We start from the raw sequence: 18,582 nt of genomic DNA, 5'->3' as shown, positions 1-18,582 counted from the left end.
GGTTTCGAAGAGCAAAGAGATCAAGGAAGCAAAGGAACGAGACCCGGAATGTACACCGTACATGAGTAATAAGGAACTTCTACTAAAGACTGTCACGTCCTGTGACAAACGTAGAAGTCAGCACATCCTGTGCAAGTGACTGCAGTTGACGCAGAGATCTGCCGCTCAGCGGAAGCCTCAAGCCCCGAATACGGCCGTTAAGCTCGTGCGCCGATGGTAATTGGGGGCGAAAAGACACTTCCTGTCCCTGCGTCTACTCGCTATGCTTCGAAGTGGGCTTTCTCGAGACAAGCCAGCAAATAGAAGTATAATCATGTTGTAGGCTCCCTGTGAGAGTAGGACGTTGCCGGGCAAAAGGAAAAAACAGTCAGAGATGGCTGTTTTTTTGTATGTAAAAAAAAAGCCCGCGAGGACAAATCTTCAGAGCGAGAGGGTTTTGAATGGGCAAAGACTAATGACTTACAAGGGAGTAAATAGCGGTAAAAAGTTGAAATTCTCATGCTGAAATGGTTCAATGAGATAGAGTCAAAATAAAATGATTGTGGTAGAAGAAGGAATAAACTATGCTTGAAATTATTTGTCGTTCTAGTGAGGAGTCTATGGTTTTAGGTGAAAGACTTGCAAATCTTCTTCAGCCTGGAGATGTTATCACGCTTGAAGGTGATTTAGGCGCGGGTAAAACAACTTTTACTAAAGGAATAGCAAAGGGCTTGGGCGTCAAACGAACAGTCAATAGTCCGACCTTTACGATTATAAAAGAATATAAGGGCACGATGCCCCTTTATCATATGGATGTTTACCGACTTGAAGATGAGGAGGATCTTGGGTTTGATGATTTCTTTCATTCAGAAGGTATAACGGTTATAGAGTGGGCCAGTCAAATCAAATCCCAGCTTCCAGAAGAAAGATTAGAAATCTATATTAAACACGGATCAGAAGAAAAGAGTCGTCAGTTCCAGTTTGCTCCAAAGGGTGAGCATTATGAACAATTATGTGAGGAGCTATTAAAATGAATGTATTAGCTATTGATTCATCCAATATTACAATGGGAATAGCAATTGCCAATCAGGACATAGTACTGGGTGAATTGATTACTAATGTGAAGAAAAATCATTCAGTTAAACTCATGCCAGCCATTGAGTATTTAATGAATGAAACTCAACTCAAGCCAGAGGAAATTGATCGAATTGTTGTGGCAACAGGTCCAGGCTCCTATACAGGTGTTCGCATAGGGGTCACTATTGCTAAGACGTTGGCTTGGACGTTAAAGAAGGAATTAGTAGGAGTGTCGAGCTTAGAACTTTTAGCACAAAATGGGCGCTTCTTTAATGGCTTTATTTGCCCACTTTTTGATGCGAGACGTGGACGAGTGTATACGGGTCTTTATCGGTCAAAGAATGGTGACATCATTAAGGAGAAAGAAGATACTATTATTCAGCTTTCTGATTGGTTAAACATGCTTAATGATCTTGACCAACCCATTCTATTCTTAGGCAATGATGTAAGACTTTATGAGCACCAGATAAATGAATGCTTAGGAAAGGAAAACGTCGAAACTCATGTGACGAAGAATCAGTCAAGCCCATCAGAATTAGCTTGGTTAGGGATGAGGAAACGCCCGGTGACATCCATTCATAATTTCGTTCCGACCTATTTACAACTAGCCGAGGCTGAAACGAAGTGGTTAGCAAAGCAAGAAGGGAAATAGGGAAATGGGAGAAGGCATTCAAATACGTGAAATGACACTGGAAGATGTCGATGGGGTTTATAATGTTGAGACAAAGGCTTTTAATAATCCGTGGAAACGAGAAGCTTTTGTAAATGAAATAAAAAATAATCAGTTTGCGACTTATTTTGTAGCTGTAGATGATGATTATATTGTAGGCTATTGTGGCGTTTGGTTAATTCTTGATGAGTCGCATATTACAAATATCGCAGTTCTTCCGAATTATCGTGGGTACAAGATTGGCGAGACATTGCTTAAAAAGGCGATGTTGTTTGCAAAAATTGGACGGGCAATAAGAATGAGTTTAGAAGTTAGGGTATCTAATGAAATTGCGCAAAACCTCTACAGGAAGTTGGGCTTCCAAGAAGGCGGTATTCGTCGAAATTATTATTCCGACAACTTAGAGGACGCAATTGTAATGTGGGTGAATTTATAATGGAAGAGAGCATATTAATTTTAGGGATTGAAACAAGCTGTGATGAAACAGCAGCTTCAGTTGTAGAAAACGGGATGCTGATTCGCTCTAATGTCGTCGCCTCACAAATCAAGAGCCATAAAAGGTTTGGCGGTGTGGTACCGGAGATCGCCTCACGTCATCATGTTGAACAGATCACTTTAGTATGTGAAGCGGCGCTTGAAGAGGCTCATGTAACATGGGAGGAGATTGATGGGATCGCTGTTACTGAGGGTCCAGGATTAGTAGGAGCCCTTTTAGTAGGGATAAGTGCAGCCAAGACACTGGCTTTTGCTCACAGTCTTCCTCTCATCCCTGTGAACCATATGGCAGGGCACATTTATGCGAATCGCTTTATAAAGGAGTTTACGTTTCCTTTAGTGTCATTAGTTGTTTCAGGGGGACATACGGAAATTATCCACATGCCTGAGCATGGTCGTTTTGAATTAATTGGCGAAACAAGAGATGATGCGGCTGGAGAAGCCTTTGATAAGGTGGCTCGAGTACTAGGACTCCCTTATCCTGGTGGACCAGAAATTGATAGACTGGCTAGGGAAAAAGAGGAGCCATCACCGCTGAACTTCCCGCGCGCCTGGTTAGAAGAAGGCTCATATGACTTCAGTTTTAGTGGATTAAAATCTGCAGTGATAAATGCAGTGCATAACGCTGAGCAAAAAGGCGAGCATTTAGATCAGGCCGATGTTGCGGCGAGTTTTCAGGAAAGCGTCATTGAAGTGTTGGTGACGAAGACCATGGGGGCTGTACAACAGTATCAAGCCAAGCAATTGTTAGTGGCCGGTGGGGTTGCTGCCAATGGTGGGCTTCGCCATGCCATCACGAAGGCAGCAGAAGAGGCAGGCATTGAGCTTGTTATTCCACCCATTCAACTCTGTACAGATAACGCTGCGATGATTGCTGCAGCTGGAACGATTGATTACCTTCAAGGTAAAAGAGCAAATATGGGACTCAATGCCCAACCGGGATTAGAGCTGGTAAATATATAAGAACGGACCACAGTTGGAAGTAAAACTGTGGTCATTTTTTTTTACGATAAGAAAAACAGTATGAGTGTTGGACATTTGATTTGGGATGAGCTAAGTGTCGAGTTAAAAATTATTAACATGTTTATACACAAGATATAATTAAATGTGGATAAGTCTGTGGAAACCATATCTGCCATTTATTTGAGATGTGAACAATTTTTGTGGATAAATACAATAAATGATGTGGATAACGGGGATGGATCGACAAATTCCCTGAAAATACGTGGTTTTGGGTGTTGATAACCCTGTGAATAATGTGGATATGTTCGTCATGTGTTCCCCTTATGTCCATTTTTAGACAAAAAGCGCTGTTGAGAAGGTGATCAAGGAGTCATCAAAAAAGTGGAGAATCCTATGAAGGGCTCTCCACTGATCATTTAATGCTCCTTTTAAGTTTGTAAGCTTGTCCATTCATCCATAAGAGTGTCGAGTTGTTCTTTAGCGATTACAATTTCGTCGTTTAACTCTCTGGCTTTATCATGGTCACTATATATCTCGGGATTTAGAAGTTGTTCTTCTTTCTCGCTAATGGATTGTTCTATGGACTCAATATGTTCCTCGAGTTCTTCAATCCGTCGTTGTCTGCGGCGTTCTTCCTTTTTTGCCCTTTTATCCTCTTCAAAAGCATGTCGTCCTTCAGTTCTTTCCTTCTCGGGCAAAGCGACTTGGTGCTTCTCCTGCTCCATGCGTTCAATTTCTTCTTGTTCAGCCTTTTTATTGATGTAGTAATCATAATCCCCTAGATAGTCCGTCAGGCCCTCAGACGTTAATTCTAAGACTCTTGTCGTGATCCGATTAATGAAGTAGCGATCGTGGGAGACAAAGAGCACGGTTCCAGGAAAATCAATGATTGCCGCTTCAAGGACTTCCTTACTGTCCAAATCCAAATGGTTGGTCGGCTCATCCAAAATTAAAAAGTTGTCTTTTTTCATCATCAACTTAGCTAGGGCTAGTCGAGCTTTTTCGCCGCCACTTAGGGCATAGACAGGTTTAAGGACATCATCACCAGTAAATAAAAAGTTCCCTAAGACTGTTCGGATATCTTTTTCTGGAGTAGTAGGGAAGTCATCCCAGAGTTCATTTAAGACCGTTTTATTGGTTGATAGAGTACTTTGCTCTTGATCATAGTATCCAATAGTCACCTGACTTCCTAGTGTGACCGAGCCTGCAAGCTTTGGTAGTTGACTGGCAATGGTCTTGATGAGGGTTGTTTTTCCGACCCCGTTCGGACCGACTAAAGCGACACTTTCCGTCCGGCGAATGGAAAAACTTAAATGCGCATTAATAGGCTGATCACGATGATAGCCAATACTCAAATCTTCAACGTGAAGGACATCGTTGCCACTTTGCTTCAGAATGGTAAAGGAAAAGCGGGCAGACGGATCATCACCTGCAGGCCGATCTAATAGCTCCATTTTTTCAAGCTTCTTCCGGCGACTTTGGGCGCGTTTGGTGGTTGAAGCTCGAACAATATTTCTTTGAATAAAGTCTTGTAAGTCAGCGACTTCCTTTTGTTGTTTTTCATATAATTGTTTCTCACGTTCGTAATTGGCCGCCTTTTGATCAAGGTATTTAGAATAATTTCCATGATATTTAGTGGATTCACCGCGCGAGATCTCATAGACCTTATTCACAATGCGATCAAGGAAATAGCGGTCATGAGAGACAAGTAATAAGGCTCCAGGATAATGCTGGAGATAGTTTTCAAGCCATGTTAAGGTTTCGATATCAAGATGGTTGGTCGGTTCGTCTAGGATGAGTAAATCAGGCTTAGTTAACAGCAATTTTCCTAAAGAAAGCCGGGTCTTCTGACCGCCTGAGAGCATGTTAACGGTCATATCCTGAGGGAAACTTCCGAAACCGAGGCCATTTAATACACTGCGAATATCTGATTCGTACGTATAACCGCCTAACTGAGTAAAAGAAGTCTGAAGTTGGTCGTATTGACTTAAGAATTTCTCATACTCTTTTGAGGTCGCGAAGCTTTCAGGGTCAGCCATTTTGACTTCCATCTCTCGTAAGTCCTTCTCCATGGCAACAAGAGGTGCAAAAACTTTTAAGAGTTCCTGAAACAGGGTTTCGTTAGATTCGAGTTTACTGTTTTGTTCAAGATAACCAATACTGACGTCCTTCGCTAGAGTCAAATGCCCACTATCATAGGAAAGCTCGCCAGCGAATATTTTTAAAAGCGTTGATTTTCCGCTCCCGTTTTTACCAACAAGGGCAATGCGTTCTTGGGATTGTACTTCTAAATTAATATTCGATAAAATAAGGTCAGTACCAAAAGATTTACTCATTTTATTTGCTTGTAATAAAAGCATTGTCTTCACCCCTAGTTCTCTTTTTTCAGTTTAGCGCAACCAAGAGGAGAACAGCAACCCTGTGCTTTACGTTGTTAAAAATAGGTGAAGAAACAGCTAGAGAAAAACGACGACTTGAAGGAAAGCGCTGAAGAAGGTAGTATAGGGATTAAGAGAAAGACGATTTTAAAAGATCTTAAGAAACTGAAGATAAGCTCTTATGGAAGCCCTGTCAAGGTTTCTGTTCCAAGGGAATATGCTTCAGACATGGGAGGGAACCGGTGAGGTAGGGATATGGCTCAAGAAAAAATACCTCAAGCAACGGCTAAACGATTACCTTTATATTATCGCGTCTTACAGCATTTATCAGAATCAGGTAAGCAAAGAATATCCTCCTCTGAGTTAAGTGAGGTCGTAAAAATTGATTCTGCGACCATACGAAGAGACTTTTCCCATTTTGGAGCTTTAGGAAAAAAAGGTTATGGTTATCATGTTGAGCGATTGCTTAGTTTTCTCCGAAATACGCTCAACCAAGATGAGTTAACAAAGGTCATGCTTATTGGTGTAGGGAACTTAGGAACAGCGTTATTAAACTATAATTTTTTGAAGAATAATAATATAAAAATAGTCAAGGCTTATGATACCAATGCGCATAAGGTGGGCACTATGATTGGTGAAACGTCCATTCACCATATCGATCAGCTGGCCACCGATGATAATCATGACATCTCTGTGGCCATTCTGACGGTTCCAGCAGAGGCCGCTCAGTCTGTCGCTGAGACCCTTGTATCTGGTGGCGTGAATGGGATACTTAATTTTACACCTGTAAGACTTTCCTTACCTAAGGATATTAGAGTTCATCATATCGATCTGGCTGTTGAATTACAGACACTTGTTTATTTCTTAAATAATTTCCCACTTAAAAATCAGGGAGGTGAGTAACATGGGACTAGGAGTCGGGAGTATTGTTTTAATCGCCATTGTCGCTTTGGTTATTTTTGGACCAAAAAAACTTCCAGAGTTTGGCAAGGCAGCTGGAAATACGCTACGTGAATTTAAAAAAGCAACCAATGGTATTATGGAAGAAGACAATGAGAAGAAGAAACAGGATGATTAAGTATGTCCGATAAATCGATGAGCTTTTCTAAGCATTTTCAAGAACTTCGCAAACGATTTGTTATTATTATTATTGGGTTTATTGTGACCTTTATTATTGGCTTTATAGTAGCGAAACCGGTCATTATTTATCTTCAGCATTCTGATACAGCGAATGGGATTGCACTAAATGGCTTTCGTATTACTGATCCTATTAATATTTTTATGCAGATGGCTTTTATTATTGGGATTGTACTGGTTTCACCATTGATTATGTATCAGATTTGGGCCTTTGTGAGTCCGGGATTATATGAGCATGAACGAAAAGTCACACTGTCGTATATTCCTTTGTCCTTAGGGTTGTTCTTAGCGGGCATTGCTTTTTCCTATTTTGTGCTTTTTCCTTATGTCCTTCATTTTATGATTAGCTTGAGCAAATCCTTAGGCATTACCAATGTGATTGGGATTAACGAATATTTTCGTTTTCTCTTGCAGCTGACATTGCCCTTTGGTCTCATTTTTGAATTGCCTATTGTGGTCATGTTTTTAACACGATTAGGTCTCATTACGCCTTATTTTTTATCAAAGATAAGAAAGTACGCCTATTTTGTGTTGTTAATCATTGCTGGTATCATTACACCACCTGATGTTATTTCTCAAATTATTGTAATGATTCCTTTGGTCATTCTTTATGAGCTTAGTTTGATCATCTCAAGACGTACATATAAACGCCAGCTTATAAAAGAACAAGACCTTGTATATGCTGAAGAAGAATAAGAGTTCCTTTATCCAAACCACGGCATGTTTACGTGGTTTATTTTTCTTATATTGGATGCGAGTGTTTTTATTAAGCGTCTTGCCTTAAGTTTTGTTACACTTAATAAGCATAAGAATAGATATAATTGAGGAAGTAAGAAAAAGATAATACTGTTTACGGCCGTGTTATAACATTACGTGAAAAAGTAAACTATGTTAAGGGTGATTATTTTGTTGCAGTTAAAATCAAAGAATGAAATTAAAAAGATGCAAGAGGCTGGACGCCTTCTTGCTCAGTGTCATAGTGAAATCAAAAAACGGATCAAGCCTGGTGTGACAACGGCGGAGATTGAAAGCTTTGTGGAATCCTTCTTAGCGGAGCATGGAGCGACAGCAGAGCAAAAAGGCTACCAAGGCTATAAATATGCGACTTGTGCATCCGTCAATGATGAAATTTGCCACGGCTTTCCAAGGAACACACCATTAAAAAGTGGTGATATTGTCACGATTGATATGGTCGTTAATTTAAATGGCTGGTTGGCTGATTCAGCATGGAGCTATGCAATAGGAGAAATCTCTGAACAAGCCCAACATTTATTAGAGGTAACAGAAGAAGCTTTGATGCGAGGGATTAAAGAAGCAAGAATCGGTAATCGCCTTGGGGACATTGGTTATGCGATCCAAACTTACGCTGAGAGTGAAGGCGTTAGTGTGGTCAGAGATTTTGTTGGACACGGTATTGGACCAACGATTCATGAAGAACCACAGGTACCTCATTATGGCTTAAAAGGTAAGGGACTGAGGTTAAAGGAAGGCATGGTTATCACTATTGAACCGATGTTAAATACAGGGGATTGGCGTTCTAAACTTGATGACAATGGCTGGACAGCAAGAACGGCCGATGGTTCTTTATCCGCGCAATATGAACATACGATTGCTATTACTAAAGACGGTCCATTAATTTTAACGACATTAGAAAATAACGAACTTTAAAAGACCAGGCTGACCATGTTAACACTAATGGGACTTTTCAATTCGAAAGTCCTATTATGTTGAATGGTGCCTGGCCTTTTTTATTTATTTTCACTACTTTTGTTGATGCTTGGATTGAAAGAGGGCGCTTAGCCCGACCTTAATATCAAAAGCCGCAATGCCTATAAAAAGGAGCGTTGGGAGGTTCCAAAGCGTCTCAGCGGAAGTATGAACAGCCGCCGCGATAAAGGTGATTCCCAATAGAAGATAAACAACGCTCGTCATATTTAGTTTCACAGTAACCCTCTAAGAAAGTGAACGGTCTGTTGCTGCTTTTCTAACAGGTCTTGAATCGCAGGAGTAAACGTCATGATTAAGGCGAAGGTATTTAAGGAACAATGCGCGATAATCGGGACGATAATCCGTTTGGTCTTGACATAAAGAAAAGCAAGTGTACACCCGATGCCACCATAGATAATGATGTGTTTATCCATGTGCAGGAGTGCGAAAAGCAAAGCACTAATGATTGCTCCAATCCAAACATTTGTTTTTTTAGAGATCCAACCAAAAATAATTTTCCGAAAGATGATTTCTTCAAGTATCGGACCAACAATCGCGACGACAAAAGCAGCAAACGGGGTAATCCGCACAAGATCCATGATCTGCTCAGTATTTTCCGATTTAGGCGGTTCACCTAATAGGCTGACGTCAATGACACTGGCCACCACTTGTGTGATATAGATGAGAAAGATTCCAGCAATGGCCCAAGTAATGGTCTCGGTAGTATTGGCTCTTTTGATATTTTTGTGCATTTTTCTTTCTGGAAGTAAAAGCAGTAGGGTGATGATTAAGGTGACGAGAAAACTAAAGACCACCCAAGCGCCACTCCTCTGTTCAATAGGTATGAAGTTCAGTAAAGGTGTGCCCAAAATTAAACCTGAGAGCTGGCATACTATGTAGGTGATAATAATCCACCAGTATCTTTTGGTCAAAATCGATAACTCCTTTTTGTCGTAAAATATAGTGTTATTAAGTCCTCAGAAATGGCAAAGAAGTGCCCCGCATTTCCAAGAGTGAGGAGGAGCGATTCCTTGCAATCAACTCGCGACTTTTTCAAAGCTTACCCTTTAACACGTTTTTTTACATATACGCCAAAGCAGGGGGCAAGGTTTCGGTAAAACTCCTTCTGTGATTAGGACTAGGACTTGATGGAACCGCGTTTTCCTTATTGGACTAGTTATTAGGTTATATTCCTTGAGCCTGCTATTCATGCTTCATTGTATCATATCGAATGGACTGAAAAATATTTTTGCGATTTTCGGCAAAAAATAGAGGATTTTACTTGCAAAAATGCGATAGATTGATTAATATATTAACTGGAATTAGCACTCACTAGAGTCGAGTGCTAACAATAAATCTTTTCCAATCAAGGAGGGTTTTCCATTGTTAAAGCCACTAGGTGATCGTATTATCATCGAACTCGTTGAACAAGAAGAAAAAACGGCCAGCGGTATCGTTTTACCAGATTCGGCTAAAGAAAAGCCTCAAGAAGGCCATGTCGTTGCAGTAGGTAGCGGTAAGGTCACTGATAATGGTGAACGCATTGCGCTAGATGTTGCAACAGGCAACCGTGTTATCTTTTCAAAATATGCAGGAACAGAAGTAAAGTATGAAGGAAAAGAATATCTGATCCTTCGTCAAGATGATGTTTTGGCAATTGTTGAGTAAGAGGAGTTCACACTCTACATAACTAAGGAGGGCTTGTCTAAATGGCTAAAGAAATTAAATTTAGTGAAGACGCTCGTCGCGCCATGCTTCGTGGTGTTGATGCGTTAGCAAATGCTGTTAAAGTCACACTTGGACCTAAAGGACGTAATGTTGTTCTTGAGAAAAAATTTGGTTCCCCACTTATTACTAACGATGGTGTGACCATTGCGAAAGAAATCGAACTCGAAGATAAATTTGAAAACATGGGTGCACAATTGGTATCCGAAGTTGCAAGTAAAACGAACGATGTTGCCGGTGACGGTACAACAACCGCTACAGTCCTTGCACAAGCGATGATCCAAGAAGGTTTGAAAAACGTAACTTCTGGTGCTAACCCAATGGGTATCCGTCGTGGGATCGAAAAAGCAACGACGGCAGCTATCAATGAATTACAACGTATTTCCAAACCAATCGAAGGTAAAGCTTCTATTGCCCAAGTTGCTGCTATCTCTGCTGCTGATGAAGAAGTCGGCCAACTTATTGCTGAAGCAATGGAACGCGTGGGTAACGACGGTGTTATCACGACTGAAGAGTCCAAAGGTTTCAACACAGAACTTGAAGTGGTTGAAGGGATGCAATTCGATCGTGGCTATGCTTCGGCTTACATGGTGACAGATTCCGACAAAATGGAAGCTGTTCTTGACAACCCATACATCTTAATCACAGACAAGAAAATCTCAAGCATTCAAGATGTTCTTCCATTGCTTGAACAAGTCATCCAACAAAGCAAGCCTTTGCTTATCATTGCTGAGGATGTAGAAGGCGAAGCCCTTTCCACACTTGTATTGAACAAACTTCGTGGAACATTCAATGTTGTTGCTGTTAAGGCTCCAGGCTTTGGTGATCGTCGTAAAGCTATGCTTGAAGACATCGCTACACTAACTGGTGGCGACGTTATTACAGAGGATCTTGGTCTAGATCTTAAATCAGCAACAGTTGCTCAATTGGGTACAGCTGATAAAATTGTCGTAACGAAAGAAAACACAACTATCGTAAGTGGTCATGGTCAATCTGATCAAATTGCTGCACGTGTTAAACAAATCCGTGCGCAATTAGAAGAAACTACTTCTGAATTTGATAAAGAAAAATTACAAGAACGTCTTGCTAAGCTTGCTGGTGGCGTTGCCGTGATCAAAATCGGTGCGGCTACTGAAACTGAGCTTAAAGAACGTAAACTTCGCATCGAAGACGCCCTTAACTCAACACGCGCTGCGGTTGAAGAAGGTATCGTTTCCGGTGGGGGTACAGCACTTATCAACGTCATTAAAGCCGTTGAAGCTGTAGACGCTGAAGATGACGAAGCAACTGGTGTTAACATTGTACTCCGTGCACTTGAAGCACCACTTCGCCAAATCGTCTTCAATGCAGGCCTCGAAGGTTCTGTAATCGTTGAACGTTTGAAAAACGAAGACGTAGGCGTGGGTTATGACGCTGCTAAAGATCAATGGGTAAACATGATCGACGCAGGTATCGTTGACCCAACAAAAGTAACACGTTCTGCTCTTCAAAACGCTGCTTCTGTATCAGCAATGTTCCTCACAACCGAAGCGGTTGTTGCGGACCTACCTGAAGAAAACAATGGCGGCGGTGCCCCTGACATGGGTGGCATGGGCGGAATGGGCGGCATGATGTAATCAACCGCTTCATCCCCTGATATTAACCCGATCCCTAACGCTAGGGAGTAACATGTTTCAAATAAAGGTCTTTCATCGAGTATTAAACTTGGTGGAAGGCCTTTTTATTATGTATAGTTATGCCAAAGGTTCAGAGATCTTCGTTATAGCCACTACAAGTTATGGATGCTTGGGGAACTATGGCTGTCCAAGATATAGTTATTCAAGAATACGCTTGGACATCTGTTTAAATAAGAAGAGGACAACTGAGAAGACAATCTTAGTATTCATATATGATAAACTTAAGAAAACGAGGGAGGATGTATCATGGCCAAACATAAGATCTATACAATGAGTGTCGCAAGTGTCTATCCCCATTATGTTGCGAAGGCGGAGAAAAAAGGACGTACAAAAGCAGAAGTCGATGAAATCATTGGTTGGTTAACAGGCTACAACCAGGAAGAGTTAGAAGGGCAATTGGAAAAACAGACAGATTTTGAGACCTTTTTCGCGGAAGCGCCTCAGATGAATCCTTCACGGACTTTGATCAAAGGTGTGATCTGTGGTGTCAGGGTGGAAGACATTGAAGAACCAACGATGCGGGAAATTCGCTATTTGGATAAGCTGATCGATGAATTAGCAAGGGGAAAAGCTATGGAGAAGATTTTGCGGAAATAATAGTGTAAGTCCGACTACCCGATAATAGTCGTCTTAATTGTTCGGAACTGTTGTTTTAAGCAGCGATTAAAATTTGGAGATTACTTGCGGGGTATAAGCAGAAGTAAGAAGGGAATCCCCGTTTTTAAGATGATATACCTTACGCTCTAACTTCTAGGCGTGAGCATTGCTGGTAATGGGCCATTTTGCTTAAATTAAAATTGACATTAAAAACTTTGGAGTGGGTAAGGATGAAGGTCAAACGAATTGTCGCCAATATTGAGACGCAGGACATTTCTAAAGCAACGCGCTTTTATAAGGAGGTGCTTGAACTCGATCAACTGATGGATATGGGATTTATTTCAACTTACGGTTCCCGTGAGAAAATGGACACGCAAATTAGTTTTCTTTCAGAGGGAGGTTCGGGGACACCGGTGCCAGACCTATCCATTGAAGTAGATGATCTAGACAGTGCATTAACGCGTGTAAAGGAAGCGGGGATTCCCATCGAGTATGGTCCTGTAGAAGAACCGTGGGGAGTGCGGCGTTTTTATGTAAGGGATCCATTCGGAAAGCTTGTTAATATTCTTAGCCATTTGTAGATGAATGAAGAGTAATAGGTCCATTGCTGAAGTGGCGAATCACCGAATATATGAATATTTCTCCTCGTGCAGTAAGATTAATTTATCTTATTACCAGCAAATTTGCTTGTCTATTTAATTCGTGTAGTTGCACTCCCTGAAAGGAACTATCGCTGTAGTTTTATTCAAGTATATTCATCTTGTATTACAAAAGCTCAGGGCCACACAAAAGAGACATATCTCCTTTATGTGACCCTCTTAATGCAATGGTTTAACCTAAAAAAATTTAATCCTTCATTGTCCTAAAAAGTCCAAATCTGTAGTATCACTGATGTCTATCACTTTTCCCTTATTTATATCTACTGCATAGCGTCCATTGGTAGAAGAGTGACCTGAGGATAAGGTGGAATATCTTACAATATAGTAGGCATTGTAAGTCTCTTCGAATTGTACAAAGTGATTCTCGTCTTCTTCTAACTCATTTTTATGACGTAAATAATCTTTAACCAAGGAGACCGCCTTATTTTGATGGTCTTCTTCGATGGCAGCTTGATTCTGGGTATCTTCATCAGAAGTTGTGGGATTATTTTCATTTGACACTTTATCTAATTCAAAAAATGTACCGCCACCAAATAGAATAAGTTTATGGCTGTCAGGTGTAATAAAGGTGACGGTGCAATTCCCGTTTGACTCAGTGGCATCAAGCTCTGTCACTGAGTCTCTATTAATGCCGAGTTGATCCAAGGTTACTCGATAATTCGCTGGAAAGGCGTCTTTGGCGATCACTCTTTTTTTGTAGACAGGGTGAGTGATTGTCTTATCCATATCTTCAATTTTGTCCGCGAAGCACGTGGCGTAATCCTTTGAAAATGTTAAGTGTTGACCGGTTAAAGTATCGATGTCCTCGCTGCTATAGCTGCCTGCAGCACCATACGCGATCACTTTTTTAATTTGCCACTCACCATAGAAAAATTCTCCACTCTCGTTATTTTTGCTCGCACGCTTTGTCTCTGTACTTGAAGATTGTGTCTCCTGTGGGGAAGGCGTGCTATTCTCAGATGAACGCTTTGTGTTAGTTGGACTGTCAGACTTAGGAGACGGGGCTGCTCCTGATGATTCATTGCTTACACTCTTTTTCGTTTCGCTAGAGGGTTCAGGTTGCACTTGGCTTTTTGTTGCTGACTTTTCCGAAGAAGAGTCACAAGCTGATAATGAGAACAATAGAACCGCGGATAAAATGAAAAAGCTAAAAAGTTTCAATTCTATAACTCCTTTCACCTTATCCATTCTAGCAAAGGAAGATAATAGTGTTAAAGTATTATATTAGTAAAATGTAAAAGATTCAGCCAATAACTTTTTGCTTCAGCACTAAGCCCTTATCTCCTAATGGGCACAGCGCTTTCACTTTCCTTCATTAAATATGTATTGATCCAAAAAATGATTGCGAAACTTGCCATTCGGATCATACTTCTGAAGCAATTGTTGAAATGCCGGCATTTTTTCGTAGTGAGCTTGTATTTTTACAGGCGAGGTAGTGAACACCTTCCCCCAGTGTGGCTTGGCTTGAAAGGGTTCAAGCTGAGTCTCAATGAGTGGAAGGACCTTCTTAACATCGTCCCATTGATCCTTCCACGTAAAGTGGATGGCAACGGAATCCTGCTTATAGGAGGGACTGAGCCAAAGCTCGTCTTGGGCGATCGTCCGCACTTCGGATGTAAACAACAGTGGTGCGATATGTTCACGGATTTCATTGATTGCACAAAGGGCGTCATAGGTATATTCTCGTGGCATAATATATTCACTTTGCAGTTCTTGACCTTTACTTGGGGTAAACTCCATGCGAAAGTGAGGCATGCGATCAAGCCAATTTCCGGGCTTACCGAGCTGCGCCGTACAATTCTCTGCTCCAACACCTGCTACAGGATGGCGATGTTCCTTTGCTCTCTTTGCTCCGTAAAAGTCCTCTCCCAATGAAAAGGGCTGGTCTTCTGTCAGTTTACTTTTTAGCCACACTTGATTGAATGTGCCATCCTGCCAATCTGTAAACAGACTGACGCTATAGGCACTGGAAAAAATGGCATCAAAATGATGTTCAAGTGGGGCAAGGGGGAGATTTTCGTAAACGTCCTGTCGCATTTGGAAACTGGGTTGGATATCAAGAGTAAGCTTTGTGACGACACCGAGTCCTCCTAGTCCAACGACTGCACCCTGTAATTCTTCTTCCGATTTTTCCTTTGAAAAGGTGACAAGGTTGCCATCGGCAGTGACCACTTCCATCGCGCGTACCGCTGCGGCTAAATTTTGATTGCTATTTCCTGAACCGTGTGTCGCTGTTGCACAAGCACCAGCTACTGAGATATGTGGAAGGGAAGCAAGATTATGTAAGGCGTAGCCTTGTTGCTGAAGCGCATGACAAAGGTCACCATATTTGATACCTGCTTCTACGGTGACGGTTTTCTTTTCGTGGTTAATAGCTAAGACCTTGTTCAGCTTTTGCAAGGAGACGATATTTTCATTTGAATCTGCGATGCTGTTAAAGGAGTGACGCGTGCCGACCACTCGTAGCTTTTTTAACTTTGAAACCAGTTCTTGAACCTCTTCAACAGATTCTGGCTCGTGCCAATGAGTTGTACTATATTGAAAATTCCCAGCCCAATTTCTTTTCACATCCATAAGTTCCACTCCTTTTTGTTGTTTGATGAGCTAGCTTAACTATAGGCATAAAAAGAAAAAATTTTCAATTATTAAATTAGGAAAAGAAAGGTTGGAAGAGAAGTTTTTTATTTAGGCTCTATTATATATGTTGGGGTTTGAAGACAATTTACAATGCTGTTTTGGTTAAGTGAAAAATAACTCGCTTTCCGCGGGCAAACCGCAAGCCTCCTCGGACTTATCCTTTTGTGTCCTGCGGGGTCTTGCCTGGCTTGCTATTCCCGCAGGAGTCTCGCTATTTTTCACTTTGTGTTCTTGAACCTTTATTTATGACGTCAGCTTTTATAAGTGCCCCTTTAACTTATTGCATTAAGAGTTGATGATATCCAAAAATGTAAAATGATTTTGACGGTATTCAGAGGTATTCTTTATTCTGTAATGTAAAGATGTTTATACAATTTTCAGGAGGATTTTCTAAACTATGCAGTCACATGCTGCATAGATTTCTGAAGCTCTATAAGTTCAATAGAAAGAAGGAAGTGCACTTATTATGCAGCCAATCGAGATACAAATGCTACCTTGTAATGCGAGTACAAATAGAGTAGATATGGAGCACATGACGAACATCGTTAACCGTTCATTTGCGGCATCGGAGGAAGGGATTTGGATGAACGGGGCAGATCGTACGACAGTGAAGGAAATGACAAAGTTCACTAGTAAAGGAGAGATTGCTGTCGCTCGATCAATGGGGGAAATTGTTGGATGTGTCCGTATTCAACGGATTGACTGGGAAACAGGAGAATTCGGAATGCTGGCTGTGGACGGAGCATACCAGGGGAACGGGATTGCACGTGAGTTAGTCCGTTTTGCTGAACAGAAGTGTCAAAACGAACAAATGCGTAAGATGCAACTCGAACTGTTAATACCTCAGGAATTTCCTCACCCGGCCAAAGTATTTTTGGAAAACTGGTATAATCGTATCGGCTACCATCGGGTTTATGCAGAGCCCTTTGATGCTTCGTATCCAAGGTTGGCGCAGATGTTAGCTGTTCCCTGCGAGTTTATCGTTTTTCAAAAAGAATTAAGATAGCAGCAAGAACCTCGATACAAGGATCGCGTCAACATGTTAAAGCAAAAACCTTGCAATAAAATTTAAGCAAACGAGCGCTTTAATGGAATAAGCCTTGCGCGCATCTTTCTTTAAAAGGTTCAGATTGTGGGCCAGGTTGTTGCATAAAAATTATTTTAGTATGGGGGAACGGGAGGAATGATAACGTGAATAATAGATGGATATTTTGGTGGATCGCAAATATTATCTGGATTATCCTTTTTACGGTAAGCACGATTATTGTCTGGACAAGAGAGGTCGATGGCGCTGGTGTTACTCAAACCCCCGAACCAAAATTTATTGCATTCATAGTTTTGCTGGTCGCATTTATAATTCCTTTAATTATTCAAGTCGTATGGCTAATTGTAAATTTAAGAAGTAGCAGTAACAAATAAACGGGCGCCATTCTCATTCTGGAAGAAGAATTAGCTCCTATCTTGAAGAAAAGGGCCATTTCATTGAATAAGGATTGCCGAAAAACAGTGATATAAAAAGAGTAGCGTGAATGTATCTGCTAATATGAGGGGAAGAGGAAAATTATAAAGGGTTAATGCTGGAGGGAAAGGTTTATGAATCACCGTCCAAAAGTCATCATTCCAAATTCAAGGCTTGAAAAAGTGCATGATTTGATTTGCGGTATCGTCATCATTGGCATGATTGTTTATACAGTTCAGGCAATATTTCAAATGCCTGATACAATTCCCATTCATTACAATGCAAAGGGCGAACCGGACGGCTGGGGAAGCAGATGGATAAGTCTAATAATGCCCTTGATTACAGTGGCTCTCTATATTCCAACGGTCTTTTTGCAAAAACATCCTGAAAAGCATAATTATCCAGAACGGTTATCAGAGAGTAATGCTTATGCCTTTTATCGTCATTCAAAGATATTGATAAGTTGGATTAAACTTGAGATTGTTCTGAGTTTTGCCTACGTCAATGGGTGCTTTGTTAGAGAGGCACGTGGGCACTCGAGTCCGCCCATTTGGTATGTCCTCATCGGTTTCTTCTTAGTAGTTGTGACTACTATAATCATGTCGGTTAGATGATCTCGTATTAAATGATTCCGTGTGGTCCTTAAATGGCTCGATTATATATATTTTGCTTGCCGATGTGTGTAAAATTATAATGGGCATTTACAAATTAATAAAGGGAACGAACAGCCTTATTGATTTGGAGGACAAATACAACAATTGATCTATGACACTGTAGTCGCTTGATATAATAGATACTTATGTTGGTCAAATCACGTTGTGTGAAACGAATACATTATTTAACTTTGTTAAATCGAGAAGGGTAAAAGGAGGACATGTGATGGCGGCGAATAGACATTCACAAGCTTGGGCAGAGGCAAAAAAACGATGCCGTTTGAATGTGGCTGATATAAAAATGGCTAAGGCGTTGGTGATGACACCAAAGAGTTTAATTAAGAATATCCCTTCACCTAAACAGCAATGGAAAGCGCCTGTAAAAGAATGGATTCGTGATCTATATGAGAAGAAGTTCGGCAAGATTTTAACAGTTAAGCTAGTTCATAGTGATGAAAGACAAAGAAAATCCATAAAACAAGAAAAACAGATGAATTTGGAACACTCGTATGATGACGAGGATCTTCCATTTTGAGGAAGTCTAAGACTGATCTATTAACGACTGATCACTATTTTTACAAACGTGGGTGGTAGTAAAGAGCAGAATTGATCATTCAGGTTGTGTGGATTTACTCAAAGGTTGTGATGCATAAATATGTTAAAATTTATAACAAGTTTATTTCTTCACCCATTGTTTCGCTTTTTCTTTTGGTTATTGGCTACTGTATGGCTAGTTGTCATGGGGATATTTACTAATGGATGGTTCCGTT

At 40.9% G+C, this 18,582-nt stretch carries 21 protein-coding genes; 16 read left to right on the top strand and 5 right to left on the bottom strand.

What is annotated here, in order from left to right; all coding sequences use genetic code 11:
- Positions 1-563 precede the first annotated feature (563 nt).
- The 4 genes from tsaE to tsaD are packed head-to-tail and all read left to right on the top strand — an operon-like array spanning position 564 to position 3,184.
- Complete coding sequence (gene tsaE, locus IEV91_RS11910; protein WP_188497626.1) at positions 564-1,013, top strand: tRNA (adenosine(37)-N6)-threonylcarbamoyltransferase complex ATPase subunit type 1 TsaE; 450 nt, start codon at positions 564-566, stop codon at positions 1,011-1,013.
- Positions 1,010-1,708, top strand: a complete 699-nt coding sequence (gene tsaB, locus IEV91_RS11905) for a tRNA (adenosine(37)-N6)-threonylcarbamoyltransferase complex dimerization subunit type 1 TsaB (RefSeq protein WP_188497625.1) — start codon at positions 1,010-1,012, stop codon at positions 1,706-1,708. Before tsaE ends, tsaB begins: the two co-directional genes overlap by 4 nt.
- 4 nt (positions 1,709-1,712) lie before the next feature.
- Entirely contained in the window at positions 1,713-2,162 is a 450-nt protein-coding gene (gene rimI / locus IEV91_RS11900; protein ID WP_188497624.1) for a ribosomal protein S18-alanine N-acetyltransferase, read from the top strand.
- On the top strand, positions 2,162-3,184 hold the full coding sequence (gene tsaD, locus IEV91_RS11895; protein WP_188497623.1) for a tRNA (adenosine(37)-N6)-threonylcarbamoyltransferase complex transferase subunit TsaD: 1,023 nt from the start codon (positions 2,162-2,164) through the stop codon (positions 3,182-3,184). The genes rimI and tsaD overlap by 1 nt, the downstream gene beginning before the upstream one ends.
- 428 nt (positions 3,185-3,612) lie before the next feature.
- On the opposite strand, the gene IEV91_RS11890 is transcribed toward tsaD, so the two are convergent.
- Entirely contained in the window at positions 3,613-5,544 is a 1,932-nt protein-coding gene (locus IEV91_RS11890; RefSeq protein ID WP_188497622.1) for an ABC-F family ATP-binding cassette domain-containing protein, read from the bottom strand.
- A gap of 273 nt (positions 5,545-5,817) precedes the next feature.
- Between IEV91_RS11890 and IEV91_RS11885 the strand changes: the two genes are divergently transcribed.
- From IEV91_RS11885 to map, 4 genes are all read left to right on the top strand, one after another.
- Positions 5,818-6,465 (top strand): redox-sensing transcriptional repressor Rex, encoded by a 648-nt coding sequence (locus tag IEV91_RS11885; RefSeq protein WP_188497621.1) that lies wholly within the window; start codon positions 5,818-5,820, stop codon positions 6,463-6,465.
- Position 6,466: 1 nt separating this feature from the next.
- A complete protein-coding gene (locus tag IEV91_RS11880) occupies positions 6,467-6,640 on the top strand; it encodes a twin-arginine translocase TatA/TatE family subunit (RefSeq protein ID WP_188497620.1) in 174 nt (57 codons plus the stop codon).
- A gap of 2 nt (positions 6,641-6,642) precedes the next feature.
- On the top strand, positions 6,643-7,395 hold the full coding sequence (gene tatC / locus IEV91_RS11875; RefSeq protein ID WP_188497619.1) for a twin-arginine translocase subunit TatC: 753 nt from the start codon (positions 6,643-6,645) through the stop codon (positions 7,393-7,395).
- 192 nt (positions 7,396-7,587) lie between these two features.
- Positions 7,588-8,367, top strand: coding sequence for a type I methionyl aminopeptidase (gene map, locus IEV91_RS11870; RefSeq protein WP_373284437.1), 780 nt, complete (start codon positions 7,588-7,590; stop codon positions 8,365-8,367).
- Between the two features lie 93 nt (positions 8,368-8,460).
- Here the strand turns inward: map and IEV91_RS11865 are convergent, their stop codons facing one another.
- On the bottom strand, positions 8,461-8,643 hold the full coding sequence (locus IEV91_RS11865) for a DUF4305 domain-containing protein (protein WP_188497617.1): 183 nt from the start codon (positions 8,641-8,643) through the stop codon (positions 8,461-8,463).
- Positions 8,640-9,338 carry a CPBP family intramembrane glutamic endopeptidase gene (locus tag IEV91_RS11860; RefSeq protein WP_188497616.1) on the bottom strand — a complete coding sequence of 233 codons (699 nt, stop codon included), beginning with the start codon at positions 9,336-9,338 and terminating at the stop codon, positions 8,640-8,642. Before IEV91_RS11860 ends, IEV91_RS11865 begins: the two co-directional genes overlap by 4 nt.
- Positions 9,339-9,789: 451 nt before the next feature.
- On the opposite strand from IEV91_RS11860, the gene groES reads away from it, so the two are divergent.
- The 4 genes from groES (at position 9,790) to IEV91_RS11840 (ending at position 12,985) form a co-directional block, all read left to right on the top strand.
- Positions 9,790-10,074 carry a co-chaperone GroES gene (gene groES / locus IEV91_RS11855; protein WP_188497615.1) on the top strand — a complete coding sequence of 95 codons (285 nt, stop codon included), beginning with the start codon at positions 9,790-9,792 and terminating at the stop codon, positions 10,072-10,074.
- 41 nt (positions 10,075-10,115) lie between these two features.
- Entirely contained in the window at positions 10,116-11,747 is a 1,632-nt protein-coding gene (gene groL / locus IEV91_RS11850; protein WP_188497614.1) for a chaperonin GroEL, read from the top strand.
- A gap of 306 nt (positions 11,748-12,053) precedes the next feature.
- Positions 12,054-12,404 (top strand): DUF2200 domain-containing protein, encoded by a 351-nt coding sequence (locus IEV91_RS11845; protein ID WP_188497613.1) that lies wholly within the window; start codon positions 12,054-12,056, stop codon positions 12,402-12,404.
- A gap of 230 nt (positions 12,405-12,634) precedes the next feature.
- On the top strand, positions 12,635-12,985 hold the full coding sequence (locus IEV91_RS11840) for a VOC family protein (RefSeq protein ID WP_188497612.1): 351 nt from the start codon (positions 12,635-12,637) through the stop codon (positions 12,983-12,985).
- 273 nt (positions 12,986-13,258) lie between these two features.
- On the opposite strand, the gene IEV91_RS11835 is transcribed toward IEV91_RS11840, so the two are convergent.
- Positions 13,259-14,224 carry a hypothetical protein gene (locus IEV91_RS11835; protein ID WP_188497611.1) on the bottom strand — a complete coding sequence of 322 codons (966 nt, stop codon included), beginning with the start codon at positions 14,222-14,224 and terminating at the stop codon, positions 13,259-13,261.
- Between the two features lie 141 nt (positions 14,225-14,365).
- Positions 14,366-15,637, bottom strand: a complete 1,272-nt coding sequence (locus tag IEV91_RS11830; RefSeq protein ID WP_188497610.1) for an FAD-binding protein — start codon at positions 15,635-15,637, stop codon at positions 14,366-14,368.
- A 529-nt stretch (positions 15,638-16,166) separates the two neighbouring features.
- On the opposite strand from IEV91_RS11830, the gene IEV91_RS11825 reads away from it, so the two are divergent.
- The 4 genes from IEV91_RS11825 to IEV91_RS11810 all read left to right on the top strand — a co-directional run bounded on the left by IEV91_RS11825 (position 16,167) and on the right by IEV91_RS11810 (position 18,347).
- Positions 16,167-16,706 carry a GNAT family N-acetyltransferase gene (locus IEV91_RS11825; RefSeq protein ID WP_204871306.1) on the top strand — a complete coding sequence of 180 codons (540 nt, stop codon included), beginning with the start codon at positions 16,167-16,169 and terminating at the stop codon, positions 16,704-16,706.
- 185 nt (positions 16,707-16,891) lie between these two features.
- On the top strand, positions 16,892-17,119 hold the full coding sequence (locus IEV91_RS11820; RefSeq protein ID WP_188497609.1) for a DUF3923 family protein: 228 nt from the start codon (positions 16,892-16,894) through the stop codon (positions 17,117-17,119).
- A gap of 174 nt (positions 17,120-17,293) precedes the next feature.
- Positions 17,294-17,773, top strand: a complete 480-nt coding sequence (locus tag IEV91_RS11815; protein ID WP_188497608.1) for a DUF1648 domain-containing protein — start codon at positions 17,294-17,296, stop codon at positions 17,771-17,773.
- A gap of 265 nt (positions 17,774-18,038) precedes the next feature.
- Positions 18,039-18,347, top strand: a complete 309-nt coding sequence (locus tag IEV91_RS11810) for a hypothetical protein (protein WP_188497607.1) — start codon at positions 18,039-18,041, stop codon at positions 18,345-18,347.
- Positions 18,348-18,582 lie beyond the last annotated feature (235 nt).

Source organism: Pullulanibacillus pueri (assembly GCF_014639255.1).
Lineage (GTDB): Bacteria > Bacillota > Bacilli > Bacillales > Sporolactobacillaceae > Pullulanibacillus > Pullulanibacillus pueri.
This window is presented reverse-complemented; position numbering and strand designations above follow the sequence as displayed.

Coding starts and splice junctions, on each gene's coding strand:
- tsaE (WP_188497626.1), top strand. CDS start 564: ATGCTTGAAATTATTTGTCGTTCTAGTGAGGAGTCTATGGTTTTAGGT.
- map (WP_373284437.1), top strand. CDS start 7,588: ATGTTAAGGGTGATTATTTTGTTGCAGTTAAAATCAAAGAATGAAATT.
- rimI (WP_188497624.1), top strand. CDS start 1,713: ATGGGAGAAGGCATTCAAATACGTGAAATGACACTGGAAGATGTCGAT.
- IEV91_RS11815 (WP_188497608.1), top strand. CDS start 17,294: ATGAATCACCGTCCAAAAGTCATCATTCCAAATTCAAGGCTTGAAAAA.
- IEV91_RS11840 (WP_188497612.1), top strand. CDS start 12,635: ATGAAGGTCAAACGAATTGTCGCCAATATTGAGACGCAGGACATTTCT.
- IEV91_RS11890 (WP_188497622.1), bottom strand. CDS start 5,544: ATGCTTTTATTACAAGCAAATAAAATGAGTAAATCTTTTGGTACTGAC.
- IEV91_RS11885 (WP_188497621.1), top strand. CDS start 5,818: ATGGCTCAAGAAAAAATACCTCAAGCAACGGCTAAACGATTACCTTTA.
- tsaD (WP_188497623.1), top strand. CDS start 2,162: ATGGAAGAGAGCATATTAATTTTAGGGATTGAAACAAGCTGTGATGAA.
- tsaB (WP_188497625.1), top strand. CDS start 1,010: ATGAATGTATTAGCTATTGATTCATCCAATATTACAATGGGAATAGCA.
- IEV91_RS11825 (WP_204871306.1), top strand. CDS start 16,167: ATGCAGCCAATCGAGATACAAATGCTACCTTGTAATGCGAGTACAAAT.
- IEV91_RS11845 (WP_188497613.1), top strand. CDS start 12,054: ATGGCCAAACATAAGATCTATACAATGAGTGTCGCAAGTGTCTATCCC.
- groL (WP_188497614.1), top strand. CDS start 10,116: ATGGCTAAAGAAATTAAATTTAGTGAAGACGCTCGTCGCGCCATGCTT.
- IEV91_RS11880 (WP_188497620.1), top strand. CDS start 6,467: ATGGGACTAGGAGTCGGGAGTATTGTTTTAATCGCCATTGTCGCTTTG.
- tatC (WP_188497619.1), top strand. CDS start 6,643: ATGTCCGATAAATCGATGAGCTTTTCTAAGCATTTTCAAGAACTTCGC.
- IEV91_RS11830 (WP_188497610.1), bottom strand. CDS start 15,637: ATGGATGTGAAAAGAAATTGGGCTGGGAATTTTCAATATAGTACAACT.
- IEV91_RS11810 (WP_188497607.1), top strand. CDS start 18,039: ATGGCGGCGAATAGACATTCACAAGCTTGGGCAGAGGCAAAAAAACGA.